Source organism: Spirulina sp. CS-785/01, assembly GCF_028330525.1.
GTDB lineage: Bacteria > Cyanobacteriota > Cyanobacteriia > Cyanobacteriales > Spirulinaceae > JAQMSD01.
On record NZ_JAQMSD010000183.1, the window covers coordinates 1 to 19,631 of the forward strand.

17 protein-coding genes, 1 tRNA gene and 2 pseudogenes are annotated in these 19,631 nt (G+C 45.9%); 12 read left to right on the top strand and 8 right to left on the bottom strand.

Annotated elements, in window-relative coordinates:
- Positions 1-136: 136 nt before the first annotated feature.
- From PN462_RS11945 to PN462_RS11970, 6 genes are all read left to right on the top strand, one after another.
- Complete coding sequence (locus tag PN462_RS11945) at positions 137-964, top strand: class I SAM-dependent methyltransferase (RefSeq protein ID WP_272128467.1); 828 nt, start codon at positions 137-139, stop codon at positions 962-964.
- 171 nt (positions 965-1,135) lie between these two features.
- Positions 1,136-2,095 carry a protochlorophyllide reductase gene (locus tag PN462_RS11950; RefSeq protein WP_272128468.1) on the top strand — a complete coding sequence of 320 codons (960 nt, stop codon included), beginning with the start codon at positions 1,136-1,138 and terminating at the stop codon, positions 2,093-2,095.
- A gap of 259 nt (positions 2,096-2,354) precedes the next feature.
- Complete coding sequence (locus PN462_RS11955; protein ID WP_272128469.1) at positions 2,355-3,338, top strand: metal ABC transporter substrate-binding protein; 984 nt, start codon at positions 2,355-2,357, stop codon at positions 3,336-3,338.
- Positions 3,339-3,588: 250 nt separating this feature from the next.
- Positions 3,589-4,371: a metal ABC transporter ATP-binding protein gene (locus PN462_RS11960; RefSeq protein ID WP_272128470.1), complete on the top strand. Its 783-nt coding sequence runs from the start codon at positions 3,589-3,591 to the stop codon at positions 4,369-4,371.
- Entirely contained in the window at positions 4,368-5,243 is an 876-nt protein-coding gene (locus PN462_RS11965; protein ID WP_272128471.1) for a metal ABC transporter permease, read from the top strand. The genes PN462_RS11960 and PN462_RS11965 overlap by 4 nt, the downstream gene beginning before the upstream one ends.
- Positions 5,244-5,596: 353 nt before the next feature.
- Positions 5,597-6,196 carry a phosphate-starvation-inducible PsiE family protein gene (locus tag PN462_RS11970; RefSeq protein ID WP_443029152.1) on the top strand — a complete coding sequence of 200 codons (600 nt, stop codon included), beginning with the start codon at positions 5,597-5,599 and terminating at the stop codon, positions 6,194-6,196.
- A 22-nt stretch (positions 6,197-6,218) separates the two neighbouring features.
- Here the strand turns inward: PN462_RS11970 and PN462_RS11975 are convergent.
- From PN462_RS11975 to psbZ, 8 genes and pseudogenes are all read right to left on the bottom strand, one after another.
- Positions 6,219-6,623: pseudogene (locus PN462_RS11975) on the bottom strand (type I restriction enzyme endonuclease domain-containing protein); the annotation flags it as partial.
- Positions 6,604-6,891 (bottom strand): type I restriction endonuclease, encoded by a 288-nt coding sequence (locus PN462_RS11980; protein WP_272128473.1) that lies wholly within the window; start codon positions 6,889-6,891, stop codon positions 6,604-6,606. The gene PN462_RS11980 and the pseudogene PN462_RS11975, both read right to left, overlap by 20 nt.
- A gap of 11 nt (positions 6,892-6,902) precedes the next feature.
- Positions 6,903-7,145, bottom strand: coding sequence for a BrnA antitoxin family protein (locus tag PN462_RS11985; RefSeq protein WP_272128474.1), 243 nt, complete (start codon positions 7,143-7,145; stop codon positions 6,903-6,905).
- On the bottom strand, positions 7,120-7,401 hold the full coding sequence (locus PN462_RS11990) for a BrnT family toxin (RefSeq protein ID WP_272128475.1): 282 nt from the start codon (positions 7,399-7,401) through the stop codon (positions 7,120-7,122). The genes PN462_RS11985 and PN462_RS11990 overlap by 26 nt, the downstream gene beginning before the upstream one ends.
- 118 nt (positions 7,402-7,519) lie before the next feature.
- A pseudogene (locus PN462_RS11995) lies at positions 7,520-7,840 on the bottom strand (N-6 DNA methylase); the annotation flags it as partial.
- 171 nt (positions 7,841-8,011) lie between these two features.
- A tRNA-Gly gene (locus tag PN462_RS12000) sits at positions 8,012-8,083 on the bottom strand.
- 43 nt (positions 8,084-8,126) lie between these two features.
- Positions 8,127-8,711, bottom strand: coding sequence for a 6,7-dimethyl-8-ribityllumazine synthase (gene ribH, locus PN462_RS12005; RefSeq protein WP_272128476.1), 585 nt, complete (start codon positions 8,709-8,711; stop codon positions 8,127-8,129).
- Between the two features lie 85 nt (positions 8,712-8,796).
- Positions 8,797-8,985, bottom strand: a complete 189-nt coding sequence (gene psbZ, locus PN462_RS12010) for a photosystem II reaction center protein PsbZ (RefSeq protein WP_272128477.1) — start codon at positions 8,983-8,985, stop codon at positions 8,797-8,799.
- Between the two features lie 164 nt (positions 8,986-9,149).
- On the opposite strand from psbZ, the gene PN462_RS12015 reads away from it, so the two are divergent.
- The 6 genes from PN462_RS12015 (at position 9,150) to PN462_RS12040 (ending at position 19,627) form a co-directional block, all read left to right on the top strand.
- Positions 9,150-11,876 (top strand): CBS domain-containing protein, encoded by a 2,727-nt coding sequence (locus tag PN462_RS12015; RefSeq protein WP_272128478.1) that lies wholly within the window; start codon positions 9,150-9,152, stop codon positions 11,874-11,876.
- A 30-nt stretch (positions 11,877-11,906) separates the two neighbouring features.
- The gene (locus PN462_RS12020; RefSeq protein ID WP_272128479.1) at positions 11,907-13,364 is read left to right on the top strand and encodes a DNA methyltransferase; all 1,458 of its coding nucleotides are present in this window, start codon (positions 11,907-11,909) and stop codon (positions 13,362-13,364) included.
- A gap of 3 nt (positions 13,365-13,367) precedes the next feature.
- Positions 13,368-14,327 (top strand): AvaI/BsoBI family type II restriction endonuclease, encoded by a 960-nt coding sequence (locus PN462_RS12025; RefSeq protein WP_272128480.1) that lies wholly within the window; start codon positions 13,368-13,370, stop codon positions 14,325-14,327.
- Between the two features lie 1,186 nt (positions 14,328-15,513).
- Positions 15,514-17,529, top strand: coding sequence for a ribonuclease catalytic domain-containing protein (locus tag PN462_RS12030; protein WP_272128481.1), 2,016 nt, complete (start codon positions 15,514-15,516; stop codon positions 17,527-17,529).
- Positions 17,530-17,580: 51 nt separating this feature from the next.
- Positions 17,581-17,928 carry a hypothetical protein gene (locus PN462_RS12035; RefSeq protein WP_272128482.1) on the top strand — a complete coding sequence of 116 codons (348 nt, stop codon included), beginning with the start codon at positions 17,581-17,583 and terminating at the stop codon, positions 17,926-17,928.
- A complete protein-coding gene (locus PN462_RS12040) occupies positions 17,921-19,627 on the top strand; it encodes a methyl-accepting chemotaxis protein (protein WP_272128483.1) in 1,707 nt (568 codons plus the stop codon). Before PN462_RS12035 ends, PN462_RS12040 begins: the two co-directional genes overlap by 8 nt.
- Positions 19,628-19,631: the final 4 nt, after the last annotated feature.

Here is a 19,631-nt window from a genome sequence, read left to right on the forward strand (position 1 = left end):
GAGATGGGGGAGATGGGGGAGATGGGGAAAACAAAAAATATCTTATTCCCGATTCCCGACTCCCGATTCCCGATTCCCTGTTCCGGAGTTCCCTGTTCCCTTTTTCACAAAGAACAAATAACAAACAACCAAAAAAATGAACGACTTAGACTCACTTCTCAACATGGTCAATAGTAAAGACCTCAACGAGAAAAAAAGCTGGTATTCCTCCGTAGCTCAAGCCTATCACTACGCGAGACCCCGCTATCCCCAAGACCTGCTTCAACACGCCCTCACCCTCGCTCAACTTCCCCCCCATGCCCCTATTCTAGAAGTAGGATGCGGCCCCGGTACAGCCACCGCCACTTTAGCTAGTTTTGGCCTTCCCATTTTAGCCCTTGAACCGAGTTTAGAAGCCTGTCAACTCGCCCAAGACAACTGCCACACCTATCCCAACGTAGAAATTATTAACACCACCTTTGAGGAATGGCAACCCCAAAACCGCCAATTTGCCGCCCTTATCGCCAGCACCTCCTTTCATTGGCTAGCCCCTGAAACCCGGTGTCAGAAAGCCGCCCAACTTCTGCAACCCGACGGTTCACTCATTTTACTTTGGAATACACCCCCTCAACCTAGTCCAGAGGTTGCCCAAACCTTACAACCTCTTTACGACACCTATGCCCCGTCTCTCTCCCCTTACATCCCCCCAGAAACCCATGTCAACTTTTTACAACAATTGGGGCAAACCGTCCTCGACTCCGGCCACTTTAAAAATCTTCAGTTCTACCAATGTCAGGGAACAATTACTTATCCTATTGACAAATATCTCATCTTGTTAAGTACCTTATCCCCCTATATTGCTCTAGACCCAGACACCCGTGATATCCTCTTTCAGCAAATGCAAGCCACCTTAAAACAGCATTGGGGAAACTCCCTTTCTTTATCTAGTCTCATCGCTTTTCACGTTGCCCAAGTGCAGTCTTAATATTAACAATTATTCATACAAAAAATTCGATTTTGTGGTAGTCCAGAAAAGGACTGGAAACTCTATCATAGGGACGGTTGCGATCGCGTTGCCTTCCTCATATCCTTATACATTTAGGACATAAAAAAACCTTTAAAACCATTCATGGTAGCAAACGGAGTTTAACGAACAATGGAACAACCCACAGTAATTGTCACCGGGGCTTCCTCTGGAGTCGGCCTCTACAGTGCCAAAGCCCTTGCCCAAAAAGGCTGGCACGTGATCATGGCCTGTCGTAACCTCGACAAAGCCGAAAAAGCCGCCAAAGAAGTCGGCATCAACCCAGACCACTATACGGCACTACAAATCGACCTCGCCAACTTTGAGAGCGTTCGCAACTTTGTCAAAAACTTCCGCGAACTGGGCAAACCCTTAAAATCCCTCGTTTGTAACGCCGCCGTTTATCTCCCCATCGAGAAAAACCCCCACCGTAACCCCGACGGTTACGAGTTAAGCGTGGCCACCAACCACCTCGGCCACTTCCTCCTCATCAACCTACTGTTAGAAGACTTAAAAAACTCACCAGAGACGGACAAACGCCTCATTGTCTTAGGAACAGTCACCGCCAACCGAAACGAACTCGGTGGCAAAATTCCCATTCCGGCCCCGGCGGACTTAGGCGACTTAAAAGGCTTTGAACAAGGCTTTAAACCCCCCATTACCATGATCGATGGCAAAAAATTCAAATCCGGGAAAGCCTACAAAGACAGCAAACTCTGTAATATGCTGACCACACGAGAATTACACCGTCGTTACCACGACTCAACGGGGATTTTATTTAACTCCCTCTATCCCGGATGCGTCGCCGAAACGCCCCTTTTCCGTAACCATTACGGTTGGTTTCAAAAATTATTCCCTTGGTTTCAAAAGAACATCACCGGGGGGTATGTGTCCCAAGAATTAGCCGGAGAACGGGTGGCCGCAGTGGTGGCGGACCCCGAATACAAAAAATCTGGAGTTCACTGGAGTTGGGGCAACCGTCAGCAAGAAGGCCGAGATGCCTTTGTTCAAACCCTTTCCCCCGAAGGCAGTGATGCTAATAAAGCGAAACGAGTCTGGGAGTTAAGCGAAAAATTAGTCGGCCTAGCATAAGTTAACTGAACACTCAGACAGAAGTCCTCGCCCCAGTGGATAGGGTGAGGACTTCTTTTATGGTGTCAAGGGAGTCGGGAGTCGGGAGTCGGGAGATAGGGGAAATGGGGGAGAACCAACTGTTCCCTGTTCCCTGTTCCCTTTTTCACCATTTGTAACAAAACATGAAGCCCATGCCTGTCGCCACGCAAAAATTATGAGAGAATTATGAAAAGTGAGAAAATTATGAAAAACGCGAAACCCACTGCTCATGAAACAAATGTTCTGCCCAAGAGGGATAGTTCTCGCCGCTAGTCTGGCACTCAGCCTTTGGTTGACCGGGTGTGCCACAACCGACGGAAACGCCCCTTCAGCGTCCTCAGACAGCGCGGAAACCACCGAAACCACCGAGACTCCCTCCACCGACAGCGAAGGGAAAAAGAAAGTTTTAACCACCTTTACCGTAATTGCCGATATGGCTCAAAACGTGGCCGGGGATAAACTGGTTGTAGAGTCCATTACCCGTATTGGTGCAGAAATTCATGGTTACGAACCCACCCCTAGCGATATTGCCAAAGCACAGGATGCTGATCTGATTCTCTATAACGGGATGGGGTTGGAGCGTTGGTTTAAGCAGTTTTTGGGCAATGTTGAGGATGTTCCCTCAGCGTTGCTTACAGAAGGCATTGAACCCATTCCCATTGCAGCAGGGCCTTACGAAGATAAACCCAATCCCCATGCGTGGATGTCTCCTCAGAATGCCCTAATTTATGTGGAAAATATCCGTAAAGCCTTTGTAGAGCTTGATCCGGAGAATGCCGACACCTACAACGAAAATGCGGCGGCCTATAGCGAACAGCTAAAAGCGATTGATGAGGCATTAGAGACAGATTTAGAGAAAGTCCCCGAAGAACAACGCTATTTAGTCAGTTGTGAAGGTGCGTTCTCTTATTTAGCACGGGATTATGATATGGAAGAAATTTATATTTGGCCGATTAATGCCGAACGGCAATTTACCCCAAAACAGGTGCAGGGAGTGATTGAAGCGGTGAAACGCAATGATGTCCCGACTGTTTTTTGTGAAACCACGGTGAATGATGAGGGACAAAAACAAGTAGCTAAAACGACGGGTGCGCGGTTTGGGGGCAATCTCTATGTGGATTCTCTCTCGACGGAAGGTGGGCCGGTGCCGACGTTTTTAGAGTTGCTTGAATATGATGCTCGCACCATTACTAATGGTCTGTTGGCGGGGAGTAAACAGTAATCAGTAATCAGTAATCAGTAATCAGTAATCAGCTTTCTGGCGATTCTCTTGTTGTTATTAATCTCCCTGATGTGGGAAAGCTCACAATTTAAACCCTTAATACTCTTAACTCACTCATTAAGCTATCACCGACTTAAAATGGGTTTTTCCAAGTAAGCTAAATTTCTCTAATTTCTTGCCTATTCCCTATTCCCTATTCCCGACAATCACGTCCCACTTTAAATGCACAACAACTTACTTTAAACCAATCATGCAAACGACAACTCAAGCTCTTGATATTACCGTTGATAATCTCAGCATTACCTACAGCAATGCTCGTCTTGCTCTTTATAACGCCTATTGTAGGGTGGAGTCCGGCACAATTACGGGGTTGGTGGGGCCCAATGGTGGCGGGAAGTCCACGTTATTTAAGGCAATTATGGGCTTTTTACAGCCTAGCCAAGGCCGGATTCGTGTGGGGGATTTCCCGGTGTTGAAGGCGCAGAAACGCCAGTTGATGGCTTATGTGCCGCAGTCGGATGAAGTGGACTGGAATTTTCCGGTGAGTGTGTTTGATGTGGTGATGATGGGGCGGTATGGGTATATGAATTTTTTGCGGATTCCTAGTGCAAAGGATCGCCGTTTGGTGATGGAAAGTTTAGAGCGGGTGGGGATGAGTGAGTTTCGTCATCATCAGATTGGGGAGTTGTCGGGAGGACAGAAGAAACGGGCTTTTCTGGCGCGGGCGTTGGCGCAGGAGGGGAAGGTGATTTTGCTGGATGAGCCGTTTACGGGGGTGGATGTGAAGACGGAGAAGCGTATTATTGATCTGATGATGCAGTTGCGGGATGAGGGCCATACGATTTTGGTTTCGACTCATGATTTGGCTTCGATTTCGACGTTTTGCGATCGCACCATTCTCCTTAACCGCACCATCCTTGCGTCTGGCACAACCGAGGAAACCTTTACAGAAGAAAATCTCACCATGACGTTTGGCGGTTTACCTGTGATGAGTCTCCAGCAAATGTTTGCGAAGTCAGAGGTGGACGTATGATAGATTTGCTTGCAATCTGGAATTGGTTAGTTGAACCCTTACAATATGGCTTTCTCCGTCAGGCCATTTGGGTGAGTGCCTTTGTGGGGTTAATTTGTGCCGTCCTCTCCTGTTATATCACTCTCAAAGGCTGGTCGTTGATGGGGGATGCCATTTCCCATGCAGTTGTGCCGGGGGTGGTGGTGGCCTATGCGTTGGGCATTCCGTTTGCTATTGGGGCGTTTACGTTTGGCTTTGGGGCTACGGTAGCTATTGGTTATATTAAGTCCCAAACGCGCTTAAAAGAGGATGCGGTGATTGGCATTGTCTTTACAGGGTTTTTCGCGTTTGGGTTGGTGTTAGTCACGAAAATTCCCAGTAATATTGACCTATTTCATATTTTATTCGGCAATGTGTTGGGCATTTCGACCCAAGATATTATTCAGACGCTAATTGCCGGGTTTATTACCTTAATGGTGGTGTTGTTGCGACGTAAAGATTTACTGCTATTTTGTTTTGATCCCAACCATGCCAAGGCCATTGGTCTGAATACTCAGGTGATGTATTATACGCTGCTTTCGACGATGGCGTTAACGATTGTGGCAGCGTTACAGACGGCGGGGATTATTCTGGTTATTTCTATGTTAGTCACGCCGGGGTCTATTGGCTATTTATTGAGCGATCGCTTTGATCGAATGTTAGGCATCGCCATTTTTAGCAGTGTCTTATCCTGTGTCATGGGGACTTATTTGAGTTATCACTTGGATGTCTCCACCGGAGGGAGTATCGTGGTATTCTTGACGCTGCTCTTTATCCTAACCATGATTTTTGCCCCAAAATACGGGATTTTAAGGCAGCAATTAAGGCAGAACGAAATCATAGTTGATCGTTAATTATACAATTATACATTCAACGATTAAACATAGAAATCGGCTGGAATCCCTACAGGAAGACGAAGCAGCCCGTTTCTACACCACAATTAATCTAGGTTGATTCTTCATGCAATCTATCGAAAACTCAGGTTATAGGGAGCAACGACAGTAACACAACCCGGCAAATGAGGAGTTGAGTTAAGTAGGCATTATCTAGTATAAAAAAAAATCATATTGTTAGACTGTTTCTATTTTTTAGGCTTATAGCTAAACTAAAAAAGAACACAGTCACGCTGAAACTTATCTGATCACATTGCCCAATCTCCTTGGGTTTATAAAGCAACGTCGTTCTCATCAACCCAGTTATTTCTCTTATGAAAACTCCTCAAACCCCCCCCCTTCCTTGGTATCGTTGGCTCAATAGCCACCATGTGGTAAGGTTGTTAGAAACAGTTCAGGATATGATTGTAATCGGCCTGTGTATTGGACTGTTTAGTTTTATGGTTTTGCAACTGCGGGAGATGGTGGTTTCACTGTTACCCCCCCTGCAATTTGAAACTGTTACCTCTGATATTCTTTTTCTCCTCATCTTAGTAGAACTCTTTCGCTTGCTCATTATCTACTTACAAGAACATCGTGTCTCTATCGGTGTTGCGGTAGAAGTTTCGATTGTATCTGTACTTCGAGAAATCATTGTACGGGGTGTCTTAGAAACGCCTTGGACACAGGTTTTGGTGGCGTGTATCTTTCTTTTAGTGTTAGGAGCGTTGCTGATCATCAGAGTTTGGTTGCCACCTACGTTTGATGGAATTGATCCTGAGCAATTTGTCTCCAAGCGACACCGTTCACGACTCCATCCCAACGAACAAGAAAATCATACTAATCATAATTCAAGGTCAGAGGAGAGCAGTCATCCGAGAAACTTAACAAAACCTGTCTCAGATTTGCTAACAGATCAGGTAAAGGAGAGGTGAGTAAAGGGACGTGATAATGAGCATTGGGAACGGCGAGAGAGTAGGCTTTGGATAGGGCGGTGACAGCATCTTGGAAACGGGTTTTGCGAGAGGGATGGGCGACGTAATCGGTGGCAGCTTTTAAGATATTGAGTTTTTCGCCAGTGGTGGCGGTAAAGTAATCTTGATAGTCGCAGTCAGCGAGGATTTGTTCCACGATTTCCAGCTTTGTCAGGAAGACACCGAGGGCTTGTTCTTGATCGACGGTGATTTCTCCTCTTCCCCCGCTTTGGGAGTAGAAGGAAAGGGCTTCTTTCAGTTCGTTGGCTAACCCCAAATAATCAACAATCAGACCCCCTGTTTTCTCGAAGTAAACCCGATTGATGCGCGCGATCGCCTGCATGAGATTATGACCTTTGAGGGGTTTGTCAATATACATGGTATTGATGGAAGATTTCGTTATTGTTGATGAGGTCAGGACTGGCGATGTTGAGGAGTTGTCGCTGTCCTTGTTGTTGAATGTCGGCGGGGAGATGGGGGTTTAGTTTCGCAATGGCGTTTTGCAGTCTCTCTTTGAGGATAACCTGACTAAAACTTTTCCGTTCGGGGTGTTGACCGTCGGGTTGGATGTCGTAACCGTTTTGATAGTCGTAATCGAGAGAGTCTAAGACTTGTAGCGTGTATTCTTCGATTTCGTCTTCGGTGAGAAATGCCATTTTTGCTAGGATTAGTGCTGGTTCATATAGGCGCGTAAGACCTGATTAATCAAGGTTTGATAATGGGGAGTTTGATGTTTTAGCCAGTTGAGGACATCTTGATCTAAGGGGATGGTAACGGTTTCTTGGGAGACGGGTTCAACTTTCCTCGCATTTTTCCAAAATTGTTCGTCCAGTTCGGGAATGTCGGAAGTGTCGATTTCTGAGTCGGGGAGATTTTGCAGTTGTTTAAGTCGTTCGGGCGAGATAGTCATAGTATTGTTTCCTTTCTTTTGGGGTTGCTTTTCGGGCTGAGATAATGCGAATGTTACCGTTTCGTTCTGTGTGGGCAACAGTAATAATTACAACACCTTGAATTGCTCCAATGCTAATTTCACGGGTTTCTCCGTAGTCGTACCGTTCGTCAATCGCAGTAAATACAATTCCATTAAAAATCTCGGTGGCTTCTTCAAAGCTAATTTTATGTTTTTTGATGTTCTGTTGGTTTTTGTTTTCATCCCACTCAAACATTCTGATATTTCTATTTTAAGAAGAAAAATTTATTTTAGCAGTTTTGTCTGTGGGCTTCGATTTCCTCTGTTGTCAGCCTTTGCTGAGTGTTGGCTTTCCAAACGACAATAAATTGCTGATCCGTTAAGGTGGCTGACTTACAGAAGCCCTTAATATCCTCATAATCTCCATCTTTGCTCTTCCACTGATGATAAGTTCCTGCAATTTTGGCGATATCCTGATCAGCAAACGTGCGGTTGCGACGGTTCAGCATATAGCCCATTTCCGAAGCATCAATAAAGAGAACTTCTCCCGCGCGATTCCGTTTCTTGTTCCCGTTTTTATGACGGCTCAGAAACCACAAACAGGCGGGAATCCCCGTATTGTAGAACAACTGAGTGGGCAACATGACAATACAATCCACCAAGTCATCTTTAACCAGATTCTTCCGAATTTCTCCTTAAAACTAGAAACAAAAAAACTAGAAACAAAAAAACTAGAAACAAAAAAACTAGGAGCAAAAAAACTAGGAGCAAAAAAACTAGGAGCAATTGTGAACTGCTCCTGTTGCAAAAAATAATTGAATGGAAACAAACTTGATGAAAACGAGTTTTAAAAACCCGTCTCAAAAAGCGGGTAACGCGATTCGAACGCGCGACATTCACCTTGGCAAGGTGACGCTCTACCACTGAGCTATACCCGCATATTTACGACTTTTACCAGTATTGCATAATTACCTAGACTTGTCAAGCCCAATTTTCAGATTGTGTTCCCTGCCCTTGGCTAGAGGGTAAAGCGGCGGAATTTCCCTCATTTCCCTCTACAAAATAGGAATTGGGAGAACCCACATTTTGCTGCACCTGACGCATTAAACTGGCCATTTCTAGCGCACTCATGCCATAACTCCAGCCCAAATTACTCTTAATTCCGGCCCGTTCTAAGGCTTGTTGTAGGGTATCTGTGGTTACTACCCCAAACACCACTGGAACTCCTGTCTGAAAACTGGCCGCGGCCACCCCTTTCGAGACTTCCGAGGCCACATAGTCAAAATGGGGAGTTTGGCCACGAATGACGGCCCCCAAGCAGACTACCGCATCATATTGACGAGACATAGCCACTTGGCGGGCAACCATGGCAATTTCAAAACTCCCCGGTACCCAAAAATAATCCACCTGTGTCCCGTGGGGGTTGGTATCTACCCCATGACGCTTGAGACAGTCTTGACACCCTGACAAGAGTTTACCAGTCACAAGGTCGTTAAAGCGTCCAATAACGATCGCAAAACGTTGGGACGCTATATCCTGATTAAATGTGCCTTCAAAAACTGCCATGAGTGTTGTCAAGTGAGATTTACAAGCGGGTTACGGCGGATAAGTCTGGGTTATCCTACTTTCTTTAGTTTAGGGGGTTTGGGACTTATACCACAAAGAAGTTCAAGGCCCCTACGGCAATAACCAGTAACACCCACAACCCAGAACTGAGGAAAATCAGTCGTTTGGACTGTTCCCAGTTTTGTGGGGTAGCATAGGCGACAGGAACACCGATGACCATGACGAGGGATAGTAAGACTAAAGCTGCTAAAGCAATTTGAAACAAAATAGCCATTTTTCTAAATCTCCCAATAAGCTCGTTGAGTTTGTTATGTGACTCTCCTAATCTTTATACGCTACCAAAGATTGACTCCTTCTGGAAGTCAGTGAACAGTAATCAGTCACCCGTCACCCGTCACCCGTCACCCATTACCAGTCACCCATTACCAATTACCCAAAATGGAAGTAATTTTATGTCATCAAACCGCAGACTTTGACGCATTAGGGGCCGCAGTGGGGCTTTCCCGCTTATATACTGGCTCAAAAGTTGTGCTGACGGGTGGGGCCCATCCGGGGGTGAGTCGCTTTTTGCGGTTGTATCGGGATGAGTTGGCGTTGATGGAACGGCGGAGTGTTGACACGAAACAGTTACAGGGGATTATTGTGGTGGATACTCAGTATCGCAACCGTCTTGGTAAAGCCCAAGAATGGTTTGAGCTTCCCTATCTTCATCATATTACGCTCTATGACCACCATTTAGAGAGTCAGGGGGATATTCCGGCGACTCAGCAATATATTGCTGATGTGGGGGCTACGACTACGCTGGTGGTGGAAAAACTGCAAGAGGCGGCGGTGTCTCTAACTGTGCCAGAAGCGACTGTAATGGCGTTGGGTATCCATGTGGATACCAGTTCCCTTACGGTGTCTCAAAGTACCTCTAGGGACGCGCTAGCCCTCGCCTGGTTGATGATACAAGGGGCGAACCTTGACAGTCTGCGGGAGTATCTCAACCCTCAACTCTCTCCTCAACTGCAACAACTGCTTTCCGATGCGTTGCAAAACTTGGAAACCCAAACCCAACACGGGTATCAGGTGGGGTGGGTGTTTTTGCCGACGGACCGGTTTATGCCAGGGTTGTCGAGTGTGGTGGAACATTTGCTGGAATTAACCCAACAGGATGCGCTGTTGTTGGTGTCTCCCTACTGGCATGGGGGAGGGGAGGGGAGTCAACGGATTACGGTTATTGCGCGATCGCGCATTCCCCATACCAATCTTAATCAATTATTATCCAACTATGGCGGCGGCGGTCATGCCCAAGCAGCCTCAGCTACCCTAAAAGACATCGACCCCAAAACCGCTTTAAATCAACTCTTAGAGGACTTTATCGCCCAAATTCCCCATCCCCTCACGGCCAGAGATTTAATGTCCTCTCCCGTCCGTACCATTCGCCCTCAAGTCACCATCGGAGAAGCCCAGCGTATTTTACTCCGCTACGGCCATTCCGGCCTATCCGTAGTCAATGAGGCAGATCATTTAGTCGGTATTATCTCCCGTCGTGACCTAGATATTGCCCTCCATCACGGGTTTAGTCATGCCCCCGTCAAAGGATACATGAGTCGCAACCTACAAACCATCACCCCCGACACCCCCTTACCGGAAATAGAGTCGTTGATGGTGACGTATGATATTGGCAGATTGCCCGTATTAGAAGAAGACCGCTTACTGGGCATTGTCACCCGTACCGACATTTTACGCCAGCGTCAGTCCCAAACTTGGGGCATGGGAGAAACCAAAAGTGAAGGGAAACGGGACTATTCACGCTGTCTCATCCCCCAACCCCAAAGTCTCATCCCGAGTCCTATTTGGCAATTAATGAACCATATTGCCCAAGAAGCGGAAAATCGCGGTTGGCATTTGTATGTTGTGGGGGGCGTGGTGCGTGATTTAATTTTACAAGCCTCTGGGCTGAGTCCTAATGCGACCGGGGAGAAAAAAATCCTCCAAGATATTGATTTAGTGGTCGATGGGTTTCATCGCACGGCACAAACCGGGGCCGGGGTAGAATTGGCCAAAGCGGTGCAGCAACAGTATCCGGAAGCTCGTTTAGAGGTGCATGGGGCGTTTCAGACTGCCGCGTTACTCTGGCATAAAGACCCGGAATTAGACTCTCTCGCTTTAGATATTGCCACGGCCCGCACCGAATTTTATCCCTATCCAGCAGCGAATCCAGAAGTCGAGGCCAGTTCTATTCGCCAAGACTTATATCGTCGGGATTTTACCATTAATGCCCTGGCTATTCGTCTCACTGCACCGAGGGAGGGGGAATTACTGGACTTTTTTGGGGGGTTGTTAGATTTGCGATCGCGCTTAATCCGAGTCCTCCACCCCAACAGCTTCATCGAAGACCCCACCCGCATTTACCGTGCCGTCCGCTTTGCCGTCCGCCTAGGCTTTCAAATCGAAGCGCAAACCCAAGACTACATCCATTATGCGATCGAAAGCGGCGTTTATGACCGTTCCCTCGCCGAAAACAAAGCCCCCGCTTTAACCACCCGTTTAAAAACCGAACTCAAATACATTCTACAAGCCCAATACTGGAAACCCGCCCTGCAACTCCTCAACCAATTAGAAGCCTTACGCTGCTTACATCCCTCCCTCACCCTCAACCCCTCCCTCTGGTGGCAAATACTGCTTTTAGACCGTTGTTTACGACGCTTTGACCCCACCCAACATCATTTCACCCATTGGCAAATGCGTCTAGAAGTCCTCCTCGCCACCTTACCCCCAGGCCAAGGTCAAAAAGTCGCCCAAAACCTGCAACTCACCGCAGAAAGTATCCAACGACTGCAAACCCTCCCCCAACTCCAACAAGAGATCACAGCGTCACTCTCCCACCCCTCCCCCCATCCCAGCACCGTCTATCATCATCTTAAACCCTATAAATTCCCCCTCCTCGTCCTCTTGGCCGTCCGCACCCCGCGACCCATCCGCCAACTCATCTGGCAATATTTAATCCACTGGTCACAAGTTTCCCCCCTCCTCAATGGCAATGATCTCAAACAATTAGGCTACAAACCCGGCCCCCAATACCGAGAAATGTTAGACCACCTGTTAAGTGCTACCCTAGACGGCACAATTACCACCCGCCAAGAAGCAGAGGCATTTCTAGCCCAGCATTACGGTTAACTCAAACTCATTCACTGATTGCTCATCCCCATGTTAAATCCAACCACCAACCAAAGTACAAATCGTCCAACTCAGACTAACCCCAATAGTGATCTCGATTTTTTAAATCAAATCAAAACCCTAGATGAAGCCTTAACGAATTATTTTGCTCACACTCTTACCGTTGATAACTGCTTAACCCGAAAACTGGTTAGTTTTCAAGCTAATAAGAATCGAAATTATTATAGATGGTACAAATATAAAGAAGCCTTTTCTGCTGATTTAGTCGAATATTTAATAAAAAAATATCCTCTCAAAACAGGCAAAATCCTTGATCCATTTGCGGGAGCAGGAACAACACTATTTGCCTGCTCTGCACTGGGATATGATGCGGAAGGGATCGAAGTATTACCAGTAGGTCAAAAAATTATAGAAGCTAATATTCTTGCTAGAAGCGAGTATAAAGAAGAAATTATAACTGGTTTAGAACGCTGGTTAGGACAAAAACCTTGGAATACTGATGGAGAAACTAAAAAATTTGAAATTTTGCGTATCACTAACGGTGCATATTCACAAGAAACTCACCAGAAAATACAACGATATCTTTATGAGATAGAGAACGAAAATAATGCGTTAAAAGAAATTCTCTTATTTGTACTATTATGCGTTCTAGAATCTATCAGTTATACCCGAAAAGATGGACAATATCTTCGTTGGGATTATCGTTCAGAACGAAAAGGTGTTAGAAGTACATTTGATAAAGGAAAAATTTTGTCTTTCGATGATGCAATAAATCAGAAAATAAAAGAACTCAAAAATGATATCCCATTACAGGATAAAAAACAAGATTTATTTTCGCTCCTAGAACCAGAAAAGAAAGCGGGTAAAGTAAATTTATTAAAAGGTTCTTGTTTGGAAATATCACCTAATTTAGATAGTAATCACTACTCAGGAATTATCACCTCTCCACCCTACTGTAATCGCTATGATTATACTAGAACCTATGCTTTAGAACACGCTATTTTAGGAATTACAGAACCAGAATTAATAGAATTACGTCAAGCAATGGTTAGTTGTACTGTTGAAAGTAAAGCAAAAAAAATTCTAGAGATTAATCCAACTTGGAAAACAGCCATTGAAAGTTGCAACCATCAAGAGTTATTACAAGCAATTACAAAATATTTGGATTATAAAAGGAATAAAAAAGAACTCAATAATAATGGAATTTATCGTATGGTCAAAAACTACTTTTATGAAATGGCTTGTATCATCCAAGAATGTTATCGCGTTCTCAAAAAAGATGGTTTAATATTTATGGTGAACGATAATGTTAGATATGCAGGTGCGGTAATTTCCATAGACACGATTTTATCAAAAATTGCTGAAGATATAGGATTTAAGATAGAAAATATACTAATTTTACCTCAAGGTAAAGGAAATAGCTCTCAACAAATGGGCAAACATGGAAGACAAGTTGTTAGAAAATGTATTTATATTTGGAAAAAGTAAAAAATGTCTTTTAAAAATCACTTATCCTCTCATCAGAGTCTCATTACCCCCTATGAAAAAGTTAGAGCAGTATTTATTGCTTTAGCCTTGGAAAAAAATAGAAAAGCGAGTCCATTCGTTGAAGAAGCTAAAGTCCTTAAAACCCTAGCAGCACTAGCACAAACTCCGCAAGAACTATTACAAATTAGCGAAATCCAAGATTCTTTACTAACGGCGGCTGGGGTTTCTAATAAAGCTAAAAAGTATTTACATGATGAAGATCGAAAAGAGGCCATTCAAGGACTAATTGATAATTTTTTAGAACCTTCGAGTCACTCTTTTGTCGATGAGTTAGTGTATCGGTTTTTATTAACCAGAGGGGATGCGCTTGGTGGTAGCATGAGAAATATTGCGGGTTTCCTCGGTGAATGGCGATTTACTAGAATTCTAATTTCTACATTATCTGTTATGGGAATAGAGTTTCAATATCTTGACTCAAAAACTAAAAATTGGATGCAGGCTAGTCTTGAGCCAGATATCGAAAGGCAAATTAAAGGATTACATTGGTTTTCGAGTGGACAAGAACGCACCCTGATTTATAATTTAACTGTACCCACTGTCAAGAAAAATGTAGATATTTGTCTCTTTAATTGTTTACCGAGTGAAATAAATTTTGGAAAAAGTAAAGATTCAGCACATCATAACCCAGAAAAGTATCTTGCTTTGGGAGAACTGAAAGGGGGAATCGATCCGGCTGGAGCAGATGAGCATTGGAAAACCGCTAATTCAGCATTAGAGAGAATTAGAATAGCGTTTTCTAATAACAATTGTACTCCTTTTACCTTTTTTATTGGTGCAGCGATTGAAGCAGCAATGGCTCAAGAAATATATAAACAATTAGAAAATAATACTTTATCTAATGCGGCTAATTTAACCAATGAAGAACAGGTGGTATCATTATGTAATTGGCTAATTCAGTTATGAGAAGATGACCAAACCCGAATGAACTATCCCTGATTTGAGGTCAGAAGCGGCCAACTTTGCCGAGATAGAAACAAAATATGATGAACCCACCCTCTATGGAGTGACAGACGGTACTTTCTGTCCCCGGCATTGGCAAGGCCACTTGTGCTGTCTGTTTAGCTGATTTACCCGAATTGGGAACCGTCAGTTTGTCTGCGTAAGTTGTTAACCATTCTTAATGCTATTCTCAAACACCGTTGCCCTACAGAAACCGTCTAGGAGTCTGGCTTCTACTGGTTGATGAACAGATACTTCACCTCTCCTCTGTCTTGGAGAATCCCACTCTTGTTTTAACCGAGTTTCTTTCTTGCTCTTGAGTAGGTCTCCTCTGTTGAGCCAGACTCTTTTACGGTTTTCTCGCAAACCACTCTCGGCAGCTTACTCCTAACCTCTTTTGAGATTGGCTCTTGGCCTTTCTCTCGATTTCGTGATGTTTTTTCCTTGATAGAACTCTGCCCTACTTGAGTTGAGTTCACCTTTTGTCTTGTCTCCTTTCCTGTTTCTTTTTCTTTTTACTCCCCTTGACATTCAAGACAATCGCTACAATTCTTTTCTCTTTCAACCCCTTGACAAAATGCAGATTTTATGAAGCGAATTAGAGAGAGAACCCCCAATCTTTGTGTCCTGATCTTTGTGTCTTTGTGGTTGCCTCTCCCCGTTGCGTTTAGACCCTACTAACTGGCTTCTAAACTTTCCTCAACCGTCCCCTGATGGACAGTTTTGACCCACTTAAACCCGTTAAAACGGGTTAATAGACCAACAAGATAGAAGCTCAGAGGACTTAGCTACAATAGGACAAGTTACTGTAGCACCATTGATGGTCTTTCTTACTTGAAAAAGCCACTTGTGCTGTCTGTTTAGCTAGTTGGGCGGAGTTGAGAAGGGTGAGAGCTTTTACACTTTACATTTTTCCAAAAATAGCCCTCACTTGAGAATATATGTACTGTGTTGCTGTCTTTCTGGAGGAGATAAGATTTCTTCACTTCCCGACGGCCAGAGGACTGAGCAAGGAAAACTTCGGACTTCTTGCATCGTCAGACGGGATTTCCTCCTTAAAAAACATTGCCTTTGGGGTTCAGAAAATGTCAGGATAGGATCGAAACGTCTAGAGCGTCATGTAAACGTTTAGGGGAGAAACGTAGGGCTGGTGGACAAAGGAACACTGATTGAATTTAGACTCCAAGGGGAACGTCGTTTAGCTGTTGCAGAGCGTCCCGAAGGCAAGAAAAACTGGATATTTGTGGATGAGAGGGGACAATCCCATAGTCTCAAACCGCAGCGCGTCGAATATGCCATTACAGGGGACTATGAACCTTCTGATCTCCCGAAATTCCGTGAGGCCCTTGACCCTTATCTCGATGCCTCAAACCTTGAAGTGGCTTGGGAATTATTGGTCGAAGACGGAGAAGCGGTCACACCGGAGAGTTTAGCCCAACTCCTCTACTCCGATGAGAGTCCCTCGGTCTGTTATGCGGCCCATCTATTGCTGGTAGAAGATAAAATATATTTTAAGAAAAAAGGGGATAAGTACGAACCTCGTCCCCAAAGCCAAGTGGAAGAAATCAAACACCAGTTGGCCGTCGAAGAACAACGGGAACAAGAAAAACAAGCCTTTTTTGAACGAGTTCAACAGGCTTTGGCTCAAGACTCTGTAGAATGGCAAGAAAGCGATCGCAGTCGTTTAGAATCTCTCGAACGACTGGTTCTCCAACCCGAAACCAATCACCGGGCCGCCCAAGAAATTCTCGAAGCCTTAAACCGTCCCCCTACGGCCCAGGCTGCTTTTGACCTTTTAGTCGAATTGGGGTGTTGGTCAAATCACGAAAATCTCTTTCTTCGGCGCAGTTCCTATCCCTTGCAGTTTCCCCAAAAGGTACTTGATGTGGCGCAGTCTCGTCTAAACACCCCCACTTCGGAGATCGAACAAGATATCCGCCTAGACCTCACCCATTTAAAGGTCTATACCGTTGATGATGAAAGTACCCAAGAAATAGACGACGGCCTCAGTGTAGAGTATCTCGACCATGGACGGGTGAAACTCTGGGTTCATATTGCAGACCCCACACGCTTACTTGATCTCGGAGATGAATTAGACCTAGAAGCCCGTCGCCGCAGTACCAGTTTATACCTCCCCACGGGAATGATCCCCATGTTCCCCAAAGAACTGGCCACGGGCCCCATGAGTCTCATTCAAGGACAAGTCTGTTATGCCCTTAGTTTTGGCGTAGTCTTAGATGAAACCGGGGCCATTGAAGATTACACCATCCAAGCCACCCAAATTAAACCCACCTACCGCCTCACCTACGATGATGTGGACGAAATGCTAGAGTTAGGCGTACAAGCCGAACCCGAACTGGCAGAACTCGCCCACGCCGCCCAACTCCGCAGTCAATGGCGCAAGTCTCAAGGGGCTATTAATATCCATATGCCCGAAGCACAAATTAAAGTTAAAAATGAGGAAGAAATCGCCATTGAACTCCTAGACGACTCCACCTCCCGTGAATTAGTCGCCGAAATGATGATCCTCTGTGGAGAAGTCACAGGCCGCTATGCCCAAGACCAAAATCTCCCCCTCCCCTTCCGCGGCCAACCCCAACCGGAACTCCCCCCCGAAGAAGAATTACTCCTCCTCCCCCCAGGGCCCGTTCGTTTTTGCGCCATGCGTCGCTGTATGCCCCGCAGTGAAATGAGTATCACCCCCGTTCGACACGCGGGGTTAGGGTTAGATGTCTATACCCAAGTCACCTCTCCCATTCGCCGCTATACCGACCTCTTAACCCATTTTCAAATTAAAGCCCATCTGCGGGGAGAAGAGTTACCCCTCAATGCCGATGAATTACAAGCAATCGTCTTTAGTGTCACCTCGGCCTCCCAAGAGGCCACCCTCGTAGAACGACAAACCAACCGCTACTGGGGCTTAGAATACCTGCGTCGCCATCCCAATGAGGTCTGGCAAGCCATTGTCCTGCGTTGGTTGCGAGAAGACGATAATCTCTGTTTAATTTTATTGGAGGAATTGGGGTTAGAACTGCCCCATCGTCTCAATCGGTCCGTGGAATTGGGCGATCGCATTGAAGTCCAAGTCAGCACCGCCGATCCTCGCAATGATGTGATCCGCTTCCGAGAATGCCTCACCCCAGAAATCGAAGCGGCTACACCATAATCTAATATTTGTCAAGGGGTTTCGGATGTTAATGGGTTAGGTGAACCGATCATGAGTCAAAAACGCGCAGTCCCTTTTCAACCGCAACAAATAGTTTGTTTAGAATACAAACAGACCTATCTCTATGCCGAAGTCGTACAAGACATCCGTGAACGACAGATGTGTTGGGTGCGGCCTTTGTGCCTCAAAACCCCCGATCATCTCACGGACTTACGGGAAGGGGCCGATATTGTCTGGTATAGCGATGCCTTTCGCCCCGCTTTAGATACAGAAGTCCTCCCCCTCCTCACCGAACTCCCGACTAAGGCCGAACCTGTCCAGACTCCCGGAACGGTTTTAAATCAATTTATGCGGCAAGTCTGGCAGCAACAGCACGTTAAAACACCCCCCCATGACTGATTCGACTCCCAAGCCCAACACACACACGAAACGCTTACAAAACATCCTTCTCCTGTCGTCCAGCATCGGTATTTTAGTGATTAGTGCCATCGTGGCTTTAGTTGCCGTTTGGCCCCTGTATCAAGAACTCCGCAAAGCCGAAGACCAAAGCCTGACTTTCTCTGCGAGTACCCGTAAATTAGTCGTTGAACAATATCTCTCCAAAGCCCAAGATGTCACCGAACAAGTGACCAGTCGCACCCGGGCCCGACAACAGTTAGAAGCCTTTAATCAGGGGGAGGTTGAGTTAGCCGAATTTGTACAAGTCAGTCAAGGGATTCTCCGAGATGCCTTAACCAAATCGGAAGCTATGGCCGGGATTACCCGCTTAGACCGGAATCAACAACCGCGAGTGAATCTAGGAGTCGAAATTCCCCCTCGTGTTTTTCCTATCCCTGGGCCCAACCGCGAAACCGCCACCTCTCCCCAGTTTATAACCCTAAATGGCAATGATTATATTGTTGTCGGTGCGCCTATTCTTAATCCCCAAAAGGACCGAGTGGGGACGGATATTGTCCTGTATAGTGTCGGAGAATTACAGGACATTGTGCAAGATTACAGGGAATTGGGGGACACCGGGGAAATGGTGTTGGCTGCTCAAACGGGTGGCACGATTGACGTATTATTTAACTTACGGGGGGGAGGACTCAGCCCCAGTGAGGCGTTAGAACAGGCGTTAGAACAGGCTATTGCTGGGGAAAGCGGGTTATTGACCTTACCGGAGGCAGACCAGGTGATTGCTTTTACGCCCATTGAGAATAGTGATTGGGGGTTAGCGGTGGCTATGGATAAGCAAGAACTTTATCAACCCCTCCAACAGCAAATTTGGCAGTTAGTGGTCATTATTATTGGGTTAAGTGGGGTGGGAACTGTGATCATTTTCTTGGTTTTACGCCCATTAACCAGTCAAACGGTTGTCCAAAATGAACAACTGCAACAGGAAATGGAACAGAAGGCGGATTTGTTGGATAGTCAAAGTCGCGCTTTGCAACAGGAAACTCGTAAACGGGAGTTAATTCAATCGGTTTTTCAACAACTGGAGGAGTTACGGGGAGGGGCCCGACAAGTGGCGGAGTTTTCTCAGTCTGCTACGGATATTTCCCAGGAGACTTTAAATTGGGTGGAGGAGGGTGTGGGTGCGATCGCGCAAACCCAAAAACAAATGCAGCAACTCGAAGGCACGGTGAGTCAAATTGCCGAACAAATGGAGCAACTCAACGATAATACTCGGCAAATCGGCACGATTACCGATCTCGTCAATGAATTAGCCAGCCAGACTAATATGTTAGCCTTAAACGCCGCAGTGGAAGCCGTGCGAGCCGGAGAACAAGGGAAAGGGTTTTCCGTGGTGGCGGCGGAAATTCGCAAATTGGCAGATCGGAGTCGAGAATCCGTTGAACAGATTAATCAACAATTGGGGACCATTCGAGAGGCCATTAAAGCCATGTTAGGCACAGCAGAAGGTGGCACAAAACGAGTTACGGCCAGTAACCGCATTGCCACCGAAACCCTAGACACCCTAGAACGAATGCGCCAATCGGTGGATGATGTCACCCGCAATTCCCAAGAAATCTCCCAAGCGACTCAACAGCAGGCTGCAACCATTGAACAAGTAGTGCAGAATATTGCTGAGATTGAGGCGGTTAATGATTCCCTGTAGTGGG

Excerpts from the sequence above, each read along its gene's own strand:
- PN462_RS11945 (WP_272128467.1), top strand. The coding sequence starts at position 137 with ATGAACGACTTAGACTCACTTCTCAACATGGTCAATAGTAAAGACCTC.
- PN462_RS11950 (WP_272128468.1), top strand. The coding sequence starts at position 1,136 with ATGGAACAACCCACAGTAATTGTCACCGGGGCTTCCTCTGGAGTCGGC.
- PN462_RS11985 (WP_272128474.1), bottom strand. The coding sequence starts at position 7,145 with ATGACTATCTCGCCCGAACGACTTAAACAACTGCAAAATCTCCCCGAC.
- PN462_RS11965 (WP_272128471.1), top strand. The coding sequence starts at position 4,368 with ATGATAGATTTGCTTGCAATCTGGAATTGGTTAGTTGAACCCTTACAA.
- PN462_RS12015 (WP_272128478.1), top strand. The coding sequence starts at position 9,150 with ATGGAAGTAATTTTATGTCATCAAACCGCAGACTTTGACGCATTAGGG.
- ribH (WP_272128476.1), bottom strand. The coding sequence starts at position 8,711 with ATGGCAGTTTTTGAAGGCACATTTAATCAGGATATAGCGTCCCAACGT.
- PN462_RS12035 (WP_272128482.1), top strand. The coding sequence starts at position 17,581 with ATGAGTCAAAAACGCGCAGTCCCTTTTCAACCGCAACAAATAGTTTGT.
- PN462_RS11970 (WP_443029152.1), top strand. The coding sequence starts at position 5,597 with ATGAAAACTCCTCAAACCCCCCCCCTTCCTTGGTATCGTTGGCTCAAT.
- PN462_RS12025 (WP_272128480.1), top strand. The coding sequence starts at position 13,368 with ATGTCTTTTAAAAATCACTTATCCTCTCATCAGAGTCTCATTACCCCC.
- PN462_RS11960 (WP_272128470.1), top strand. The coding sequence starts at position 3,589 with ATGCAAACGACAACTCAAGCTCTTGATATTACCGTTGATAATCTCAGC.
- PN462_RS11980 (WP_272128473.1), bottom strand. The coding sequence starts at position 6,891 with ATGGCATTTCTCACCGAAGACGAAATCGAAGAATACACGCTACAAGTC.
- PN462_RS11955 (WP_272128469.1), top strand. The coding sequence starts at position 2,355 with ATGTTCTGCCCAAGAGGGATAGTTCTCGCCGCTAGTCTGGCACTCAGC.
- psbZ (WP_272128477.1), bottom strand. The coding sequence starts at position 8,985 with ATGGCTATTTTGTTTCAAATTGCTTTAGCAGCTTTAGTCTTACTATCC.
- PN462_RS12040 (WP_272128483.1), top strand. The coding sequence starts at position 17,921 with ATGACTGATTCGACTCCCAAGCCCAACACACACACGAAACGCTTACAA.
- PN462_RS11990 (WP_272128475.1), bottom strand. The coding sequence starts at position 7,401 with ATGTTTGAGTGGGATGAAAACAAAAACCAACAGAACATCAAAAAACAT.
- PN462_RS12020 (WP_272128479.1), top strand. The coding sequence starts at position 11,907 with ATGTTAAATCCAACCACCAACCAAAGTACAAATCGTCCAACTCAGACT.